The sequence below is a fragment of the Achromobacter spanius genome (genome assembly GCF_029637605.1).
Taxonomy (GTDB): Bacteria; Pseudomonadota; Gammaproteobacteria; order Burkholderiales; family Burkholderiaceae_B; genus Achromobacter; species Achromobacter spanius_E.
Genome location: NZ_CP121261.1, coordinates 999,268 through 1,019,393, shown reverse-complemented (window position 1 = coordinate 1,019,393; position 20,126 = coordinate 999,268). Strand labels below are relative to the sequence as shown.

General features: G+C 64.8%; 15 protein-coding genes. 5 read left to right on the top strand and 10 right to left on the bottom strand.

What is annotated here, in order from left to right; translation table 11 throughout:
• Positions 1-16: 16 nt before the first annotated feature.
• Positions 17-3,463: a response regulator gene (locus tag P8T11_RS04515; protein WP_268078065.1), complete on the bottom strand. Its 3,447-nt coding sequence runs from the start codon at positions 3,461-3,463 to the stop codon at positions 17-19.
• 172 nt (positions 3,464-3,635) lie between these two features.
• Positions 3,636-4,619: a Bug family tripartite tricarboxylate transporter substrate binding protein gene (locus P8T11_RS04510; protein WP_268078066.1), complete on the bottom strand. Its 984-nt coding sequence runs from the start codon at positions 4,617-4,619 to the stop codon at positions 3,636-3,638.
• A 288-nt stretch (positions 4,620-4,907) separates the two neighbouring features.
• Here P8T11_RS04510 and kdgD point away from each other — a divergent pair, with 288 nt between their 5' ends.
• Both kdgD and P8T11_RS04500 read left to right on the top strand, forming a co-directional pair.
• Positions 4,908-5,822, top strand: a complete 915-nt coding sequence (gene kdgD / locus P8T11_RS04505) for a 5-dehydro-4-deoxyglucarate dehydratase (RefSeq protein ID WP_268078067.1) — start codon at positions 4,908-4,910, stop codon at positions 5,820-5,822.
• 123 nt (positions 5,823-5,945) lie between these two features.
• Positions 5,946-7,154 (top strand): aminotransferase class I/II-fold pyridoxal phosphate-dependent enzyme, encoded by a 1,209-nt coding sequence (locus P8T11_RS04500; RefSeq protein WP_268078068.1) that lies wholly within the window; start codon positions 5,946-5,948, stop codon positions 7,152-7,154.
• Between the two features lie 39 nt (positions 7,155-7,193).
• Here the strand turns inward: P8T11_RS04500 and P8T11_RS04495 are convergent, their stop codons facing one another.
• Together P8T11_RS04495 and P8T11_RS04490 are read right to left on the bottom strand one after the other, a co-directional pair.
• Positions 7,194-8,282, bottom strand: coding sequence for a porin (locus tag P8T11_RS04495; protein WP_268078069.1), 1,089 nt, complete (start codon positions 8,280-8,282; stop codon positions 7,194-7,196).
• Between the two features lie 8 nt (positions 8,283-8,290).
• Entirely contained in the window at positions 8,291-9,466 is a 1,176-nt protein-coding gene (locus P8T11_RS04490) for a DUF1624 domain-containing protein (RefSeq protein WP_418910250.1), read from the bottom strand.
• Between the two features lie 210 nt (positions 9,467-9,676).
• Between P8T11_RS04490 and P8T11_RS04485 the strand changes: the two genes are divergently transcribed.
• The gene (locus tag P8T11_RS04485) at positions 9,677-10,615 is read left to right on the top strand and encodes a hypothetical protein (RefSeq protein ID WP_268078071.1); all 939 of its coding nucleotides are present in this window, start codon (positions 9,677-9,679) and stop codon (positions 10,613-10,615) included.
• A 13-nt stretch (positions 10,616-10,628) separates the two neighbouring features.
• On the opposite strand, the gene ilvA is transcribed toward P8T11_RS04485, so the two are convergent.
• Positions 10,629-12,194 carry a threonine ammonia-lyase, biosynthetic gene (ilvA, locus tag P8T11_RS04480; RefSeq protein ID WP_268078072.1) on the bottom strand — a complete coding sequence of 522 codons (1,566 nt, stop codon included), beginning with the start codon at positions 12,192-12,194 and terminating at the stop codon, positions 10,629-10,631.
• A 96-nt stretch (positions 12,195-12,290) separates the two neighbouring features.
• Complete coding sequence (locus tag P8T11_RS04475) at positions 12,291-12,425, bottom strand: hypothetical protein (protein ID WP_268078073.1); 135 nt, start codon at positions 12,423-12,425, stop codon at positions 12,291-12,293.
• Positions 12,426-12,739: 314 nt separating this feature from the next.
• On the opposite strand from P8T11_RS04475, the gene P8T11_RS04470 reads away from it, so the two are divergent.
• Positions 12,740-14,968 carry an NADP-dependent isocitrate dehydrogenase gene (locus tag P8T11_RS04470; RefSeq protein ID WP_268078074.1) on the top strand — a complete coding sequence of 743 codons (2,229 nt, stop codon included), beginning with the start codon at positions 12,740-12,742 and terminating at the stop codon, positions 14,966-14,968.
• A 137-nt stretch (positions 14,969-15,105) separates the two neighbouring features.
• Here P8T11_RS04470 and P8T11_RS04465 read toward each other — a convergent pair whose 3' ends face one another.
• The 4 genes from P8T11_RS04465 to P8T11_RS04450 all read right to left on the bottom strand — a co-directional run bounded on the left by P8T11_RS04465 (position 15,106) and on the right by P8T11_RS04450 (position 19,043).
• On the bottom strand, positions 15,106-16,665 hold the full coding sequence (locus P8T11_RS04465) for an ArnT family glycosyltransferase (RefSeq protein WP_268082449.1): 1,560 nt from the start codon (positions 16,663-16,665) through the stop codon (positions 15,106-15,108).
• A gap of 121 nt (positions 16,666-16,786) precedes the next feature.
• On the bottom strand, positions 16,787-17,539 hold the full coding sequence (locus P8T11_RS04460; protein WP_268082450.1) for an amino acid ABC transporter ATP-binding protein: 753 nt from the start codon (positions 17,537-17,539) through the stop codon (positions 16,787-16,789).
• A gap of 40 nt (positions 17,540-17,579) precedes the next feature.
• Complete coding sequence (locus P8T11_RS04455) at positions 17,580-18,233, bottom strand: amino acid ABC transporter permease (RefSeq protein ID WP_268078075.1); 654 nt, start codon at positions 18,231-18,233, stop codon at positions 17,580-17,582.
• A 21-nt stretch (positions 18,234-18,254) separates the two neighbouring features.
• Positions 18,255-19,043 carry an amino acid ABC transporter substrate-binding protein gene (locus tag P8T11_RS04450; protein ID WP_268078076.1) on the bottom strand — a complete coding sequence of 263 codons (789 nt, stop codon included), beginning with the start codon at positions 19,041-19,043 and terminating at the stop codon, positions 18,255-18,257.
• A 251-nt stretch (positions 19,044-19,294) separates the two neighbouring features.
• Here P8T11_RS04450 and P8T11_RS04445 point away from each other — a divergent pair, with 251 nt between their 5' ends.
• Positions 19,295-20,116: a TlpA family protein disulfide reductase gene (locus P8T11_RS04445; RefSeq protein WP_268078077.1), complete on the top strand. Its 822-nt coding sequence runs from the start codon at positions 19,295-19,297 to the stop codon at positions 20,114-20,116.
• The last annotated feature ends 10 nt before the right edge of the window (positions 20,117-20,126 follow it).

The following is a 20,126-nucleotide window of genomic DNA, read 5'->3' as shown; positions in this document are numbered from 1 at the left end:
GGCGCGGGCGGCAGCGTTAGCTGCGCATCCAGACGCGCACCAGGGACAGCAGCCGTTCAACGTCCAGCGGCTTGGCGATGTAGTCATTGGCCCCGGCGGCCAGGCATTTTTCCTGGTCGTCCTTCATGGCCTTGGCGGTCAGCGCAATGATAGGCAGGCGCCGCCACTCGGGCCGGTTGCGGATGTGGCGCATCGCCGTGTAGCCATCCATCTCGGGCATCATGATGTCCATCAGCACCAGGTCGATCGCAGGCATGCCGTCGGCCCCGGCGCGCTCCAGTGCATCCAGCGCCTCGCGGCCATTGCGCGCAATTTCCACCCGCAGGCCGGTGGGTTCCAGGATGCTGGACAGCGCGAACACGTTGCGCACGTCGTCCTCCACCACCAGCACCGTGCGGCCTTCCAGCGCCGAATCGCGGCTGCGCGCCAGTTCCAGCATCTGGCGATGTTCGGGTGGCAGCTCGGCTTCCACCTGATGCAGGAACAAGGTCACCTCGTCCAGCAGGCGCTCGGGCGAACGCGCGTCCTTGATGATGATGGACTTGGAGAAGCGGCGCAGATGCTGCTCTTCATCGCGCGACAAGGCCCGGCCCGTGTAGACGATCACGGGCGGAAACGACACGCTGTCCTGCTCGGCCATCTGCTCAACTAACTCGTAGCCACTCATGTCGGGCAGGTTCAAGTCCATCACTACGCAATCAAAGGTGTTCTCGCGCAGTAATTCCAATGCGGCCTCCGCCGTGGCGGCAGGCACGATCTCGACGTCATTGCGCGCCAGCAGTTGGCGCACGCTTTCGCGTTGGCGGTCGTCATCTTCCACCACCAGCACGCGCCGCACATGTTGCGTGAACTTGGCTTCCAGGCGCCGCAACGCTTCGACCAGCTCTTCACGCTTGACCGGCTTGAGCGCGTAGCCGACCGCGCCACGGCCCATGGCTTCCTGCGCATAGTCGGCCACCGACACCACGTGCACGGGAATATGCCGGGTTTGCGGGTTGCGTTTCAGTTGGTCCAGCACGCCCAGGCCAGAGAAGTCGGGCAGGTTCACATCCAGCACGATGGCGTTGGGCCGCTTGCGGACCGCCAGGTCCAGGCCGTCCGTCGCGGTGTGCGCCAGCAGGCAGCCAAAGCCCATTTCGTGCGCCAGATCGGAAAGAATGCCGGCAAAGCGCTCGTCGTCTTCAATGACCAGAATGCTGCGATCCGGCTCCGGGCCATCGCTGGCGGGCACTTCGGCAACGGGCGCCGTGGCGGCCAAGGCCTGCGCGGAGAGAGTGTGGCGGCGTTGCTGGGGCGCATCCCAAAAGGCCGGCGCCGCCGGCCGCGACGAAGCCGCCGCGCCGCGCGCGCCGGCGCTCGGCTGCTGGCTTTCCAGGCGCACCGGCACTTCCAAGGTAAAGACGCTGCCCTGCCCCGGCGTGCTGGTCACGGTCAGCTTGCCGCCCAGCAGTTCGGCCAGGTCGCGCGAAATCGACAGGCCCAACCCCGTGCCGCCGTACTTGCGATGCGTGCTGCCGTCGGCCTGCCGGAATGCCTCGAAAATCAATTCCTGCTGCTCGGCCGGAACGCCGATGCCGGTGTCGTGCACCGCGAACGCCAGCCGCTCGCCCCCCTGCCCCGACACCCGTGATACCCGCATCGTGACGCTGCCGCGTTCGGTGAACTTCAGGGCGTTGGACAACAGGTTCTTCAGCACCTGGCCCAGACGCTTGGGGTCGGTATGCATGGTGGCGGGCACGGCCTGCTCGATGTCCAGCTCCAGCGCCAGCCCTTTCTCAAGCGCCATCGGCCGCAGCGGCTCCAGCAGGCGCTGCAAGGTCGGCGCGATCGACACCTGCTCGACGTCCATGCTGGCCTGTCCGGCTTCGATCTTGGCCAGATCCAGAATGTCGTTGATCAGCGTCAGCAAATCACTGCCGGCCGCGTAGATGGTCTGCGCGTACTTGACCTGTTCGGTGCTGAGGTTGCCGGGCTTGTTGTCCGACAGCAGCTTGGCCAGGATCAGCGTGGAATTCAAGGGCGTGCGCAGTTCGTGGCTCATGTTGGCCAGGAACTCGCTCTTGAACTGGCTGGCCTGCGTCAGTTGGCGCGCCTTTTCGGTCAGCGCGTCCTGCACCCGCAGCAACTGTTCGGCCTGCGCTTCCAGGTTGGTATTGGTCTGTTCAAGCTCGGTCTGTTGCAGCTCCATGCGCGCCTGCGATTCCTGCAGGATGCGGCTTTGCTGCTCAAGCTCTTCATTGCTGACGCGCAGTTCCTCCTGCTGCGTCTGCAGTTCTTCGGCCTGGCGCTGGGTTTCTTCCAGCAGCGCCTCCAGGCGGGTACGGTCCTGGCCCGCGCGGATGGCCGACGCCAGCATTTCAGACGCCCCTTCCAGCAGGCTGCGCTCCATGTCGCCCACCGGGTGGTTGAAACCCAGTTCAATCACGGCATAGACGCGGTTGTTATGCATGGCCGGCGCCAACATCAGTTCAGCCGGATTGGAACGCCCCACGGCGGACGCCACTTCCAGGTGCCCGGCCGGCACGTTGCGCACGTGCAGCAGGCGGCGCGAGGTGACCGCCTGGCCCGTCAGCCCTTCAGCGGGCAGGAATTTTTGCGCCAGCCGTTCGGGCGGCAAGGCAAAACCGCCGAACAATTCCAGTTCACCCGTGCCGCGCTCGACCACATAGCCCGCGCCCACGTCCGCATTCAGGTATTCGGCCAGGTAATCCAGCGTGTGCTTGCCGATGTCGTCCAGACGCTGGTCGCCCTGCAAACGCAGGCTAAGGCCCGACAGCCCGGTCGTCACCCAGGACTGGCGTGCCTTGGCTTGATATTCGCGCACGGTCATGCCAGCTGAAATGCCGATCAGCACCAGCAACAGCAGCGAACCGCCCCACGAGTAATAGGCCGAGGTGGTGGTGGCGTCCGACCAGGCGTTCTTGCCCGCCGCCAGTTCTTCCATCTGCCGCGTATAGAGTTCGCCCACCAGGTCGCGCAGACGGTCCATCGCCTCTTTGCCGGTGTCGGTGCGAACCACGGCCAGCGCGCCTTCCGCGTCGCCCGCCTTGCGCATATCGATGGTGCTCTGCAGCTCGGCCAGTTTCTGCCGGGTGATGCCTTCGATGTCATTGACGATGCGGCGTTGCGCCGAGTCGTGGTCGGTGGCGGTGCGAATCACGGCCAGCCGCTGCTGGATCAATGGCAGCGAACGCAGGTACGGTTCCAGATAAGAGATGTCGCCCGTCAGCAGATAACCGCGCTGGCCGATCTCGGCATCCTTGACCGCGGAATTGAACAGGCTGAGCTGGCGCAAGGTCTCGGTGCTGCGGTCCATCGCCATGACCGCGTCGGACCGGCCGTCGGCCGAGCGCACGTTGACGAAGGCGATCAGCAGCGTGGCAAGCGCCGCCGTCACGAAGCCGACCAACAGAGTCCGGGGAAAGGCAGAGCGGTTGGCAGGCTGCGACGACGATTTCGGCATGGTGGCGGGTGGGGGTCGGGGGGTGGGAATTCGCGGCGGGAATTCCGGGAGGGAATTCGCCAAAGGTGAAATCCTACCGGAATTTTTCCCGCCGCCCCGCCTCGCCGCCCGGCCGCCCCACTTGCGCCGCCCGCCGCTTGGCCTTCCGGTTTGGTCCCGGGTTTGTCTTCCCTTACTGCGGCCGCAACTTGCCGTCGGCGATGATCTTCGCCCACTTGGCCTGTTCGCCGGTTTGGAACGCGGTGAACTCGGCCGGCGTGTTCGGCGTGTACGCCAGGCCCAGGCCCTTCATCTTCGCGTTCACCTCGGGCTTGGCGATGATGGCCGCAATTGCCTTGTTCAAGCGGTCGACCACCGCCGGCGGCGTATTGGCGGGCGCGTAGATGCCCTGCCAACTGCTGACGTCGAACCCGGCCACGCCCGCTTCCTGCATGGTCGGCACGTCGGGCATGACCTCGGTGCGCTTGGCCGAGGTGACGGCCAGCGCGCGCACCTTGCCGCTCTTCACATAAGGCAAGGCCACCAGCGCGGTTTCAAACGAGCTTGGAATCTGGCCGCCGATCAGGTCCTGGATGGCCGGCGCGCTGCCCCGGTACGGCACGTGCGTGAGATGCGCGCCGGTCAGTTGCTTGAACACTTCACCCGACAGATGCTGCGAGGTGCCCTGGCCCGCCGAGCCAAAGGCAATGGTGTCCGGATTGGCCTTGGCCGCCGCCACCACGTCCTGCACGCTCTTGTACGGCTGGTTGGCGCCCACCAGCAGCACGTTCGAGATGCTGCCCAGCAAGATCACCGGCGCAAAGTCGCGGGCGGCGTTGTAGTTGATGCCGGGCAACAGCGCCGGGTTGATCGCGTGCGTGGCAATGGTGCCCAGCAGCAGCGTGTAGCCGTCCGGCTTGGCGCGCGCCACCGCGTCGGCGCCCAGCACGCCGCCCGCCCCGCCCTTGTTTTCCACCAACACGGTCTGGCTCAGGCTGGCGCCCAGTTCCTGCGCGATCATCCGGCCCAAAATGTCGGACGTGCCACCCGCCGCGAACGGCACCACCAGGGTGATCGGCTTGGCGGCCGGCCAGTCGTCGGCGGCATGGGCGGCGGCGCCCAGGGTGGTCAAGGCCAACGCGGCCAGGGTGCGGCGGAACAAGGGAAATGCCTTCAAGGTTTGTCTCCTGATTGGGACCCGAGGGTAAGGTCGTCTTTTCTTGTACGTTGTCGTACAACTTATCGGAAACGGAGAATACTGCGTCAGATACCGGCATTTCAATCTAGGGTAATTCCGGATTTTGCGGCGCTTGAATGTTGCGATTCACCACTGATGGCGTCCGACCGTGCAAGGCCTATTGCCTGCGGTAATTTCATGTTGTACGATGACCGACATCTCTTCACGGCAGATGGTCCCACCATCGCCTAAACCGCTTTTCTTACTTACTTTTTATTGGATGACGGCATGACGACTCCCCAGGAACTCAAGGAAATCGTATCGGAAGGCTTGCTCTCCTTCCCCGTGACGGACTTTGACCAGAACGGCGATTTCAACCCCAAGACCTACGCCGCACGCCTGGAATGGCTGGCTCCGTATGGCGCCACCGCGCTGTTCGCCGCCGGCGGCACGGGTGAGTTCTTTTCCTTGGCGCCCCAGGAATATTCAGACGTCGTCCGCACCGCCGTGCAAACCTGCGCGGGCAAGGTGCCCATCCTGGCCGGCGCGGGCGGCCCCACCCGCACCGCCATCGCCTATGCGCAGGAAGCCGAGCGCCAGGGCGCCAAGGGCATCCTGCTGCTGCCCCACTACCTGACCGAAGCGTCGCAAGACGGCATCGCCGCCTACGTGGAACAGGTCTGCAAGTCGGTGAAGATCGGTGTCATCGTCTACAACCGTGCGCAGTCGCGCCTGTCGGCCGATAGCCTGGCCCAACTGGCCGAACGCTGCCCCAACCTGGTCGGCTTCAAGGACGGCATTGGCGACATCGAAGCCATGGTCCGCATCCGCCGCAAAATGGGCGACCGCTTCTCGTACCTGGGCGGCCTGCCCACCGCCGAAGTCTATGCCGCCGCTTACCGCGCGCTGGGCGTACCGGTGTATTCCTCGGCCGTCTTCAACTTCGTGCCCAAGACCGCCATGGAGTTCTACCGCGCCATCGCCGCCGGAGACTCCGACACCACCAACCGCTTGCTGGACGATTTCTTCCTGCCTTACCTGGAAATCCGCAACCGCAAGGCCGGCTACGCCGTCAGCATCGTCAAGGCTGGCGCGAAACTTGTCGGCCATGACGCCGGCCCCGTGCGCGCGCCGCTGACCGACCTGACCGGCGAAGAAATGGAAATGCTCAACGCCCTGATCAAGAAGCTCGGCCCGCAATAAGCGCCAACGTTGAACTCGCTCTGGACCTGGCCAACAAGCGGGTCCATTCCTTTATCGACCAAGCACGCAATCTGCGCGGCAGCCATGTAAGCCACATGTCCCGCGCGATTGCACGCCTTCACCATGAACAGCATCGTCAACGCCCGCCTGAAACAGATCAAACCCTCGCCCAGCATGGCCGCCAAGATCGTCGTTGACGAACTGCGCCGCCAAGGCCGCGAGATCGCCGACTTCACCCTTGGCGAACCCGACATGCCCACGCCCGCCCACATTGCGCGCGCCGGCCAGGACGCCATTGCCGGCGGCGACATCCGCTACACCAGCCCGAACGGCACCGTGGGCCTGCGCCGCGCCATCGCCAACAGCCTGGAACTGAGCCTGGGCGTGACCTACGGCATGGACCAGATCACCGTGGGCGCGGGCGCCAAGCAGATCATCGGCGCGGCCCTGACGGCCAGCCTGGAACCCGGCGACGAAGTCATCGTCTGCGCGCCGTACTGGGTGTCGTACCCCGACATGGTGTTGTTGAACGACGGCAAGCCCGTGGTCGTGACCGGCCCGGAATCACAGGGTTTCAAGCTGGACGCCGCCACGCTGGAAGCCGCCATCACCCCGCGCACGCGCTGGCTGATCCTGAATTCCCCCAGCAACCCCAGCGGCGCCGTGTACAGCGCCGCGGAATTGCACGCCCTGACCGAGGTGTTGCTGCGCCATCCGCACGTGTGGGTACTCAGCGATGAAATCTACGCGCCCTTCTGCTACAACGGCCAGGCGCATGCCTCACCCGTGCAGGTAGAGCCGCGCTTGATCGAACGCACGCTGATCGTCAACGGCATGTCGAAGTCCTACGCCATGACGGGCTGGCGCGTCGGCTATGGCGCGGGGCCGGCCGACCTGATCAAGGCGATGAGCACCGTCATGTCGCAAAGCACGTCCTGCCCCAGCGCCATCTCGCAAGTGGCCGCGCAAGCCGCCCTGGAAGGCGACCAATCCAGCGTCACCCAGATGGTCGACATCTTTCAAGCCCGCCGCGACCTGATCGTGCGCCGCCTGAACGCCATGCCCGGCATCTCATGCGCCATGCCCGACGGCGCTTTCTATGTGTACGCCAACGTGCAAGGTCTGATCGGCCGCAACGGCCCGGACGGTGAACTGAAGACCGACCTGGATGTCAGCCTGTTCTTCCTGCGCGAAGCCGGCGTGGCGGTCATCGACGGCGGTTCGTATGGCTTGTCGCCCTACGTGCGCTTTTCCTTCGCCACGTCCACCGAGATCATCGAACAAGGCATGGACCGGCTTGCGGTGGCGGTTGGCAGGTTGATGCGGGACTGAGGCAAGGAAACCGCCGGGTTCAGTCGTTCCCGGCTCCCTTCAAAACCGATGTCGCATGCCCACCGCGTACTGCGTTTCATGCCACGACGGATCCGACCACGCGCCTCGCATGTAGCCAAGCACGGCGTACAGGTTGGTGCGTTTGGACAGGTCATGCACATACCCCGCCGAATAGATCTGCTGCGTGTGCGTGGCGCCATCGCGGGCCAGAGCGCCACCGCCAGGAAAACTGCCTTGCCACGACGCCATGACGGTGTTGGCGCCCGTGCGCCAGGTGGCGCCCGCCATCACGCCATGCACGGTGCTGCCGGGAAAGTACACGCGCTGCCCGGGTGACTGCACCGCGGGTATCGTCGAGCCATTGCGCATGATGGAGCCCGCCGCATACAGCGTGAAGGCGCCCAGCGTGGCGCGGCCCGCCAGTGTGTAGGCAATGGGTTGGCGCGCGCCGCCGGCTTGCGCCATGGCGGCGGATTGCACCGTGCCGTCCGCCCAGCGCGCGCCTTCCACCGTGGCGGTGACGGCGTAAGTGGGCTGTTCATAGACGACCGCCGCGCTGTAGAGCTTGTTGGTCGACGTGGTCTTGAAGCCGCCGCCACCGTCGTAGTCCAGGCTGATGTCCGCGCCCGCGCGCCAGCCGTCCAGTGAAGGGCTCCACAGCGCCACGGTATTGTCGGCGCGGTTGGCGTTGTAGGGCAGCAGCGCCGTCTGCGCGCCCGTGATCAGGTAGGACGCCAGAAAGGCGTCATAGTCCGCCAGCGTTGCCGACGACACCGAGGTCTGGCGGCCCAGCCGAAGATCGCCCCACTCCCCCGACACGCCCACCCAGGCGGCGCGCCCGAACAGGCGGCTGCCTTGCGCCGACCTGCCGTTGTTGGCCACGACGCCGCTTTCCAGTTGAAAGTTGGCGCGCAGGCCATTGCCCAGGGGCTCGCTGCCGCGCAAGCCCCAGCGCGAGCCGGACTGCACGCCCGATTGCATGTTCAAGGCCGTGCCGCGGTCCTGCGTCGAAAAGCCCGCCAGGCTCAGGTCGACCACGCCATATAGGGTGACGGGACTTTGCTGCGCGTCAGCCACGCAGGGCGCCAACAAGGTCGCCGCGCCCACGGCCACATCCCGTAAACGCATCGCCGCCTTCACAGGTACTTGAGCCAGGCGATATCGCGGCGCGCCGCCTTCAAGCGGCCAAACCAACGCACCGGCCAATACAGCGCCACCGCCAGCAGCACCGATATCAGCCACACGCTGGCCATGCTGTCCACGCCAAAGAACTTGCCCTGGTTCAAGCCCCAGACGCCCTCGCCCGCCAGATACAAGGCCTTCAGTACGTACAGATGCAGCAGATAAAAGAACATCGGCGCCGCGCCAAACACACACAGCACGCCCACCCATGTAGCCGACTGCGCGCGTTCAATCAGCACCAGCAGGCACAGACCCAGGCCCAGCGTCAGCAGCAGGAACATCAAGGACGGCGGGTACTTGGTGATGTTCACGAAGCTCATCACGGTGTGCAGCAGGTCAGCCTGCACCGCCCATTGCTGGGCTTGGCCGTAGCCGTTGACGGCCCGCAGCAGCACGAAACCGATCAGGCCCGCGATACCCGCCGTCCACAGCCAGCGCTGCCTGGCCGCCGCCGGCACCTTGGCCTGGAACCACGGCCCCACCGCGTAACCCAGCGCGATCACGCCGATCCAGGGCAGCAAGGGATACGAGGTGCGCAGGCGCAAGGCCTCGCCCACGTTGATCCAACCCCGGTCATGCAGCACGGCCCAAGGCACGTGCATGAACTCGCCCACCGCGAAGTGCACGCCGTCCAGCGCGTTGTGACCCGCCACCAGCACCGCGCCCACCGCCACCAGGGCCGCGCGCGGCAGCCACAGCAGCGCAGCCAGGGCCAGCATGCTCAGGCCGATCACCCAGATCACCTGCAGGTAGACGACGGACGGCGGGAACTGGAACGTCCAGGCGAAGTTCACCACCAACACTTCCAGCAGCACCAGGAACAAACCACGCTTGGCCAGGAACGCGGCCGTGGCGCCCCGGTTGCCGGCCTTGGCGCCGTACAACCACGCGGATACGCCTGTCAGGAAGACAAACACGGGTGCGCACAGGTGCGCCAGCCAGCGCGAGAAAAACAGGAAGGGGTCGGTGGCCGCCGCGTCCATCGGGTCACTCACCTGATGGTGCAAAAAGAAGGTTTCGCGCACATGGTCAAGCAACATGATGACGATGACCAGGCCGCGCAAGGCGTCGATGGAACGCAGGCGCGGGGTGTGGGTCTGGGGGGGTACGGCGATAGACATTGAGGGCATGAAGCGGACGGCGCATCGAATGATGCAGCCTGGAATACAAGGAAATCGGGTCGCAATTGTAATGTAATAACATTCTTTAAACCAACTGAATTTTCTTCGATCACGCAAGGGCCACGCCGTCCCGAGGCCCTTGCACGCGGTATATATTCACCCCTGCATCCATCCCAGGGAAAACCGCCGATGACCCGAAGCCGCCTCCCGGCATCACGCATGAGCCCGCTGTTCGGTCTGCTGTTCGGCCTGCTCCTTGGCCTCGCAATCGCCCCGGCGTATGCCGCCGTGCTCTATGACAGCCATGGCCTGGTGGTGGACGTCGCCACCTCAAGCCACGGCGACTGGAACACCGGTCAGCGTCAGCACACGCGCACCACCACCATTAACTTTCAGGGCAACAAGCTTTGCGGCCGCGACGTCGGCCGGCTGCTGTATCCCGACGGCAAGCACCCGGACGCCAACGCCTTCTTCTGCGCGGGCAATGCCAAGGTGTTGGAAACCGACGCCGTGCTGGCCTACTTCACCAGCGGCAGCGCCAACACCGTGCTGGCGCACTTGCAGGTAATTGACGGCGCGCTGCGTGTTAAGCCGCTTGCCTTATCCGACCAGCGCGAACGCAACCGCCCGGCCGCCACCCGTTTTGAAGCCGCGCGGCTACCGGGCTGGACGCGCGTGGAAACCACGTGGGGCGAAACGGTGATGATTCGCCACGCGCCGCTCAAGGCGCAGAATCTGGGCGCGGGCAAGCTGCTGGATGTGGATGGCGACGTAGCCTACCTGGCCATTCCGCCAGGCCGCGATGTGGTGGTGGTGCAGCCCGCCACGCGCGTCAAGGACGCGCAGGGTGACCTGCGGATCGTGCCGGAAGTCGTGAAATTCGTGGACACGCCGCTGGCGTTTCGCGCGGTGCGTTTACGCGACGGCCGCGAACTGGCGCGCCTGGATCTCAAGGACACGTGCCTGACGTTGCCCACCATTGAATACAACCGGCCCGATCCGGGGTATCCGTCGTCGGCCAAACCCGCCGTGTTGTTCGACGATGTGCCCGGCTGGCGCGCCGCCACGCTGCAATTCGCGCAATCGGCGGGCCGGGCCTCGTTGCAGCTCAAGCCCGGCGCGGCACTGCCGGCCAAGGCGCACTGCAAGCGGGGCTGAGCCCGCCGCCTGCTCAGATCAAAAACTGGCGATACGCCTCGTTCTCGGTTTCCTCAAAATGCGCGTAGCCCAGTTGCCGCAGGAAGGCGTCCAAGCCCGCGTTATCCGCCAGCGGCGCCTGGATGCCCACCAGCGCCGAACTGAAGTCCGCGCCTTGGTTGCGGTAGTGGAACAGGCTGATGTTCCAGTTGGGCGCCATCTCGGACAGGAACTTCATCAGCGCGCCGGGGCGTTCCGGAAACTCAAAGCGGAACAGCCGTTCGCCGCCCGCCAACGGTGACCGCCCGCCCACCATGTAGCGAATGTGCTGCTTGGACACTTCGTTGTGCGTCAGGTCGCTGACCGAAAAGCCCTGCTCTTGCAGCGCCGCCATGATCTCGCCGGCATCGCCGCGCCGAGCAATCTGCATGCTGACGAAGATGTGCGCGGTGTGCGCGTCGGCAATGCGGTAGTTGAATTCCGTAACGCTGCGCTGACCGATCACGCGGCAGAAGCGGCGAAAGCTGCCGCGTTCCTCCGGCACGGTCACGGCGAACACCGCCTCGCGCGCTTCGCCCACTTCGGCCCGATCCGCCACGAAACGCAGGCGATCGAAATTCATGTTGGCGCCCGACGTGATGGCCACCATCGATAGGCCTTGGGCGTTTTCGCGTTCGACGTACTGCTTAAGACCCGCCACCGCCAGCGCGCCCGCCGGTTCCAGCACGCTGCGCGTATCCAGGAACACGTCCTTGATCGCCGCGCACACGGCGTCGGTGTCCACCAGGATGATCTCGTCCAGATACTCGCGGCACAGGCGGAAGGTTTCCTCGCCCACCAGCTTGACCGCCGTGCCATCCGAAAACAGCCCCACTTCAGCCAGGCTGACCCGCTGGCCGGCCTTGATGGACTGCGCCATCGCGCAGGAATCCACGGTCTGCACGCCAATCACCTTGACCGACGGGTCCACCGCCTTCACATAGGTCGACACGCCGGCGGCCAGGCTGCCGCCGCCGATCGGCACGAACACCGCATGCAGCGGCCCGGCATGCTGGCGCAGGATTTCCATGCCCACGGTGCCCTGGCCCGCAATGACGTAGGGGTCGTCAAATGCGGGCACGAAGGTCAGGTCTTGCTGCTGCGCCAGCGTCTGCGCATGCGCATAGGCATCGCTGTAGGAATCGCCCGCCTGCACCACGGTGACGGTCGGACCGCCATGGGCGCGCACCGCGTCCACCTTCACTTGCGGCGCGGTCTGCGGCACCACGATGATGGCGCGCACGCCCAGCCGCGCGGCGGAAATGGCCACGCCTTGTGCGTGGTTGCCGGCCGACGCCGTGATCACGCCCCGGTCCAGCGCGGCCTGCGGCGTGTTGCGCATCTTGTTGTAGGCGCCGCGTACCTTGAAGGAAAAAACCGGTTGGTTGTCTTCGCGCTTCAGGAAGACCGTGTTGTCCAACCGCGCCGACAAGCCGCGCGCCAGATCCAGTTCGGTTTCCCGGGCAATGTCGTAGATCCGGGCGCTAAGGATCTGCCGCAGGTACGCCATGGGCGAGGCGTTGCCGTGCTGGAATGCGGTGTCGGGGGTGGCGGTTTGCATGGGGGGTTTCTCTGCGTTGGGAAGACTTGCCCGGCAGAGGCGGCCATAAAAAACCCGCCTCGTGGGGCGGGTGGCTGTGACTGTTGCGGTCGCGCGCTAACCCACCATTTTCGGAATGATGGTAATAATCAGCGCAATGCGGACGGCGACGAAATTCATGGCGGCAAGCTTGCGCGCGTCGCGAAAATTTGTCAAATCGCGCGGCCGCCTGCCTGCTGAATGCTTGGCCAAAACCCCATCTCAAAGCCATATCGAAGCCGTATTGCTGCGATATCGAGTCCATAACGCAGGCTTTATCGGTGATTTCCCTGCGCGTCAAGCGTGTCGCGGTATTACAATACCGCCTTCGTGGCAGCCGCACCTTCCAGGATGACCGGGCAACCGGGCCATTACATAAAGGACGGGCGCTGCCAAGTGAGTGGATCCGGAGTCCTGCCCCGCATCTGCCCATACGAACCCACTCTCGACAACATCTACCGGCGTACGCCGCTTAGCATGTTCGGGTTTGCGCCGAAAGCGCTATGCGCCGAACAGATTCAAGGATCATGTCTCTTACTCCGAAGATTATCTATACCCTCACCGATGAAGCGCCGGCGCTTGCAACCCGTTCGTTGCTGCCCATCGTCCAGGCATTCGCCAAGCCCGCGGGCATCACGGTCGAGACGCGCGACATCTCCCTGGCCGGCCGCATCATCGCCCTGTTCCCCGACTACCTGGAAGACGGCCAGAAGCTGTCCGACGCCCTGGCTGAACTGGGCGCGCTGGCGGTCAAGCCCGAAGCCAACATCATCAAGCTGCCGAACATCAGCGCCTCGATGCCCCAACTGAAGGCGGCCATCAAGGAACTGCAAGAGCAAGGCTACAAGCTGCCCGACTACCCGGACGCCCCCGCCAACGACACCGAGCGCGACGTCAAGTCCCGCTACGACAAGGTCAAGGGCAGCGCCGTGAACCCGGTCCTGCGCGAAGGCAACTCCGACCGCCGCGCCCCGCTGTCGGTGAAGAACTACGCCCGCAAGCACCCGCACAAGATGGGCGCCTGGTCGGCTGATTCGAAGTCGCACGTGGCCCACATGTCCGATGGCGATTTCTACGGCACCGAGAAGTCGGCCCTGATCGCCGACGCCGGCGACGTCAAGATCGAACTGACCGCCGCTGACGGCACGAAGACGGTCCTGAAAGAAAAGACCCCGGTCAAGGCCGGCGAGATCATCGACGCCGCCGTGCTGTCGACCGCCAAGCTGAAGTCCTTCCTGCAAGCCCAGATCGACGACGCCAAGACCACCGGCGTGCTGTTCTCGGTGCACCTGAAGGCCACGATGATGAAGGTGTCCGACCCGGTCATCTTCGGCCACGTGGTGTCCGTGTTCTACAAGGACGTGCTGGCCAAGCACGCCGCCGTGCTCAAGCAAGCCGGTTTCGACGCCAACAACGGCATTGGCGACCTGTACGCCAAGATCCAATCGTTGCCGGCCGACCAGCAAGCCGCCATCACGGCCGACATCGACGCCGCCTACAAGACCCTGCCGCAACTGGCGATGGTGAATTCCGACAAGGGCATCACCAACCTGCACGTGCCCAGCGACGTCATCGTCGATGCGTCCATGCCCGCCATGATCCGCGACTCGGGCAAGATGTGGAATGCCGAAGGCAATCTGCAAGACACCAAGGCCGTCATTCCGGACCGCAGCTACGCCGGCGTCTACCAGGCCGTCATCGACGACTGCAAGAAGAACGGCGCCTTCAACCCGGTCACGATGGGCAGCGTGCCCAACGTCGGCCTGATGGCGCAAGCCGCCGAAGAATACGGTTCGCACAACAAGACCTTTGTGGTCCCGGCAGCGGGCACCGTGCGCGTTACCGACGCCTCGGGCAAGGTTCTGCTGGAACAAGCCGTGGAAGCGGGCGACCTCTGGCGCATGTGCCAGACCAAGGACGCCGCCATCCAGGATTGGGTCAAGCTGGCTGTTAACCGCGCCCGCGCCAGCAAGACGCCCGCCGTCTTCTGGCTGGACGAAAAGCGTGCCCACGACGCCCAGATCATCGCCAAGGTCAAGCAGTACCTGAACGACCACGACACCAACGGCCTGGACCTGCGCATCATGGACCCGGTGGAAGCGACCAAGTTCTCGGTCAAGCGCATCCGCGAAGGCCTGGACACCATCTCGGTCACCGGTAACGTGCTGCGCGACTACCTGACCGACCTGTTCCCCATCATGGAGCTGGGCACCAGCGCCAAGATGCTGTCGATCGTTCCGCTGGTTGCCGGTGGCGGCCTGTTCGAAACGGGCGCGGGCGGCTCGGCCCCCAAGCACGTGCAGCAGTTCCTGGAAGAAGGCTTCCTGCGCTGGGATTCGCTGGGCGAATTCATGGCGCTGGCCGAATCCCTGGACCACCTGGGCCGCGCGTACAAGAACCCGACCGCCCAGATCCTGGCCAAGACGCTGGATCAGGCAACCGCCAAGTTCCTGGACGAAAACAAGTCGCCGGACCGCAAGGTCGGTGGCCTGGACAACCGTGGCAGCCACTTCTACCTGGCCATGTACTGGGCCCAGGCCGTGGCCGCGCAAACCGACGACCGCGCGCTGGCCGCGCAGTTTGCCGGAGCGGCGGGCGCGTTTGCTGAAAACGAAGCCAAGATCGTCGACGAGCTGAAGGCCGCGCAAGGCAAGCCGGTGGATATCGGCGGCTACTACCAGCCGAACGAAGCCCTGGCCAGCCAGGCCATGCGCCCCAGCGCCACGCTGAACCAGGTGCTGGCCTCGATCGGCTAAGCGTCAAGGTCTGGCGGCGCTTGCCGCCGGCACAAAAGAGCCGGCAGCCCTTGAAAGGCTGCCGGCTTTTTCTATTGCCGATGATCGATGCCGATGATCGATGCCGGCAATGGGTGCCGACAATCGGGCACTGCCGCTTAGCGCGCGCCGCCACACATCCGTTGACGGAAAGCGGCATCCACATCCAACCGCCATACCGCGCGCGTGGCGCCGGCCAAGCGCGGCGCCACGCCATTGATCGCGGGATAGCGCCCGGCGTCATCGTCGCGGCCCCAGATCCAGAAGCGCGTACCGTCGGCCGCCGCGCAAAGCCGCGCCGTCAAATCTTCGTTTTGAATCAATACCCGTTTACCGGCAGCAGGGTCGAACTTGGCCGCGTCGTACAGTTCCTTGCGCCAGTTGTCGCGCGTGGGGACCTCGGGGTCGTTCCAGTTGTCGACGATCCAGGCGGGCGCGGACGCCTGCGTATAGAAACCCAGATCAAACGGCAAGGCATGCAACGCGACCTGCGTGTCTTGCGGCCGCATTTCGCCACGCAGGTCCATCATGGTCGGGCCGGCGCTGCCGCGCGGGTTGAATGACGCCGCGATGATGGCTCCCAGGCAGATGACGGCCGCCGCCACGACTGCAATGCTTGCACCCCGCCGCTTGCCCGCGGCCCAGGCGGGCGCGATCCGTTCACTGATCAGGAGCGCCAAGGGCGGGAACACCGGCAGCACATAGCCGATCAACTTCGATTGCGGGATAGAAAAGAACAGCATCACCACCGCTATCCAGATCGCCATCAGCCTGCGCAGCCCGTGCGGATCGGCCTCGCGCCAGAACGCGCGCGTGAAAATCGCCGTGCCCCAGATCGTCCACGGCAGAGCCAGGCCCAACACGATAGGCAGATAGAACCAGAACGGCTGCGCGTTGTTGAAGCCGCTTTGCGCGAAACGTTCAAAGTGCTGATAGACAAAGAAGTAGTGATAGAAGCCGGGATACCGGGCCTGCATGAGCCAGAACCATGGCACGCCGACCACGGCAAAGGCCAGCAGCGCCGGCGCCGACAACAAGGCGCCGATTCCGCGCCAGTCGCGCCGCAGCAACAGCCATGCCAACACAATCGCCCCCGGCAACGCCAGCCCGATCAAGCCCTTGGCCAACACGGCCAGCGCGGCCAGCACACCGGTTGCGATGGCCATGGCGCGATGCGGTCTGCCCTGCTCGCGCCGCAGCGCGGTATCGGCCGCGGCCAGGATGCACAGCGTGATCATGCTGGCCACCAACATGTCCATGTTGGCAAACTGCGCGGCGCCGAAGAACAAAGGCATCAAGCCCAGCACCACGACCGCCCAGCGCGCCTGTGCCACATTGCGGTAGCGCGCCACGAAGGCGTACACGCCCGCGCCCGCGCTCCATGCCGCCATTAACGAAGGCAGGCGCGCACTGAATTCATGCACGCCAAAGAGCGCGTAGCTGATCTGCGCCAGCCAGTAATACAGCGGCGGCTTGTGAAAGTACGGCATGCCGTCCAGCAACGGCACCATGGGCGAATGGCTGCGCAGCATTTCCCAGGCCACCCCGGCGTAGCGCCCTTCGTCGGGCAGGGTCAGCCAGCGCGCCCAGGCCAGGGCCGCCAGCCACACGGCCAGGCACAGCAATACCAGCCAGCCGGGAAAGGCCCGGCGCGAAAAATAGGGAAACCGAAAGGGCATGGAGTTCAAGGCGGAGAGGAATCGGAACAACGTTGTCCCCGCCATTATGGAAACCGGCGCGTCAATTTCTCATGAAATTGCGCGCCGGCATGACCCTCTTTTCCTTATTGCCCCAGCGGCCTCAAAGCATGTGCGCCAGGAATTCCCGAGTGCGCGCCTGTTGCGGGGCGCGGAAGAAGTCCGCCGACGGCGCTTCCTCGACGATGCGGCCTTCGTCCATGAAGATGACGCGATGCGCCACTTCGCGCGCAAAGCCCATTTCGTGCGTGACGACCAGCATGGTCATGCGTTCGTCGGCCAACTGCTTCATGGTGCGCAGCACTTCACCCGTTAATTCCGGGTCCAGCGCGGACGTGGGTTCGTCGAACAGCATGATGTCGGGTTCCATCGCCAGCGCGCGGGCAATCGCCACGCGCTGCTTCTGGCCACCCGACAGGCGCGTGGGATAGTTGTCGCGCTTGTTCAGCAGGCCAACCTTGCGCAACAGTTCTTCCGCCTTGGGGATGATCTGCGCCTTGGACATGCCCTTGACGATGATCGGCGCTTCGATGATGTTTTGCAGCACCGTCATGTGCGGGAATAGGTTGAACGACTGAAACACCATGCCCATCTTGCGACAGATGCGCCGCACGTCACCATCGCTGGCGTAGTGGCTGCGGCCGTCGTCACCGGCGCGCGCCATCATCTCGCCTTCAACTTCGATACTGCCTTCGTCAATGGTCTCAAGGTGGTTCAGGCAACGCAGGAACGTGCTCTTGCCCGAGCCGGACGGGCCAATCACCGCCACCACTTCGCCCTGTGCGAGCGTCAGCGACACCTTGTCCAGCACGCGGTTGGCGCCGAACGACTTGCTGATGGCGCTGGCCTGGATCATGACGGGCCGGCCCGTCGGCGCGGCGGCGGCTGTCGGCGGATTATTGGTCATATTTGGCATAGCGCTTTTCCATGTGCTGGAAGAACCACGTCAGGACAAGCGTCATGAGCAGATAAAAGGCAGCCGCCACCAGGAACGGCGTGGTGGTGAAATCACGCTGCACAATGCCGCGCGCGGTGCGCAGGATGTCGTTCAAGGCCAGCACGTAGATCAGCGACGTATCCTTGACCAGCGTGATGGTTTCGTTGCTCATCGGCGGCAACACACGCTGCACCATCTGCGGCAGCACGATGCGGCGCAGCGTTTGCAGATAGCTCATGCCCAGCACCTTGCTGCCTTCGTACTGGCCACGGTCCACCGACTGGATGCCCGCGCGGAAGATCTCGGCGAAATATGCCGCGTAGTTCAGCGCGAAAGCCACCACGGCCGACGGGAAGTCCGGCAGCCGCACGCCCACCACCGGCACGAAGGGCAACGCGAAGTAGATGAACAGCAACTGCAGCATGAGCGGCGTGCCGCGCATCAGCCAGATATAGCCGTTGACCAGCTTGCTGAGCAGCGGCCACTTCGACATGCGCGCCAACGCCAGCACCAGGCCCAGGGGCACTGCCAGGGCCAGCGTGATGAAGAACAGCGTCAAGGTCACTTTCGCGCCTTCCGCCATCGGCCCCAACAGAGAGAGTACGTAGTCCATTGAAGAGAATTCGCGCGCCGCTTACTTGATGATGTTGGCGCCGAACCACTGGGTGGCGATGCGCCCGGCGGTGCCGTCCTGCTTCATGGAATCCAGCGTCTTGTCCAACTGGCCCAGCAATTCGGTGTCGTCCTTGCGCACGCCCACGCCGTAGTCTTCGGTGCCGAAGTTCTCTTCCAGCACGCGGTATTCGCCCGCGCGCTTGCTGATCAGGTAGCGGCCCACCACTTCGTCCACCACGATCGCGTCCAGGCGGCCGGCGGCCAGGTCCATCAACGCGGTGACGTTGTCGCCGAACTTCTTCACTTCCTTGATCTGGGCGGCCACGGGGTCGCGGGCGATGGCGTCGGTGGCGCTGCTGCCGTCCTGGGCGCCGACGGTCTTGCCGGCCAGGTCGTTCTTGACCTTCACGGGCGACGCGGTGCCCACGATGATGATCTGGTGGTTGGCCATGTAGGGCGCGGTGAAGCTGATGTTCTTCTTGCGCTCTTCGGTGATGGTCAGGCCGTTCCAGAGGACGTCGACGCGCTTGCCGTTGAGTTCGGCTTCCTTGGCGCTCCAGTCGATGGGCTTGAATTCCACTTCCATGCCCAGGCGCTTGCTGGCTTCCTTGGCCATGTCGATGTCAAAACCGACGATCTGGTTGCTGGCGTCGCGGAAACCCATGGGCGGGAAGTTGTCATCCAGGCCCACCACCACCTTCCTGGCGGCGGCCGGCGCGCCGGCGGTCGGCTTGGCGTCGTCGCTGGGGCCGCAGGCGGTCAGCAACGTGGTCGCGGACACGAGGAAAACAGCAGTCAGTTTTTTCATGGTGATGGGTGCGCGGGGCAAAAGAAGGGAAATGCAGGAAAAGAATGCAAAAAGGGCTGGATAACCAGCCGCGAGCCGCCATTTTAGCGTTACTGCAAGACCGTGCCGGAAAGCGCCCCGGCCCTGCCCGCGCGCCATGCTAGGCTTGCCTGCTTCATCCGGGAAGCGAACATGAAATTCAACATCAAGGACGGCGCGAAAGCCCAAATCAAGCCGGCGCCAGCGCACACGGCCACGACCGAGGGCGGGAAATGAGCCCCGCCATCCGTATCGGCCCGCTGGTATTTCCCACTGAACTGGCGATTTTGATCGCCGCCGCCCTGGTCGGCCTGCTGGCGGCGCGCCTGTTCAATCGCCAGCGCGAGGACGCGGCACGGCTGAGCACGGTGTTGTGGCGGACGCTGGTCATAGGCTTGCTGGCCGCGCGCATCGCCTTCGTCTGGCAGTATCGCGACCACTACCTGCCCGACCCGATCAAGATGCTGGACCTGCGCGACGGCGGCTGGGTTGGCCTGGCCGGGCTGGCCGCCGCCTGGGTCTATGCGATTGCCGCCGTGATCCGGCACCGCGCGCCGCGCGTGGCCTTGTTGGGCGCCTTGGCGCTGGCCAGCGTGGCATGGCTGGGCGGCGGACGCTGGCTGGCGGCCTCGCCGCAGCCGCAGCCCGAATTGGCTGCCTTGGCGGTACAGAACGTGGACGGCGCCCCCGCCGCGCTATCCGCTTTTCAGGGCAAGCCCACCGTGATCAACCTGTGGGCAAGCTGGTGTCCGCCCTGCCGCCGCGAAATGCCGGCGTTTGCCGCCGCGCAGGCCGCCAATCCGGACGTCAACTTTGTTTTCCTGAACCAGGCGGAAGCGCCGCGCGACGTGACGAAATTCCTGGACGAGCACGCGCCCGGATTGCAGAACGTACTGATCGACCCGGCGGGCGAGGCATCGCGCAAATTCAGCAATCGCGGCCTGCCCGCTACGCTGTTTCTGGATGCCCAGGGCCGCTTGGTGGACCTGCGCGTGGGCGAATTGTCGACCGCGTCATTGGCGCAGCGGCTGGAATCGATCCGCGCGGCTGAGTGAAGCGAGAGGC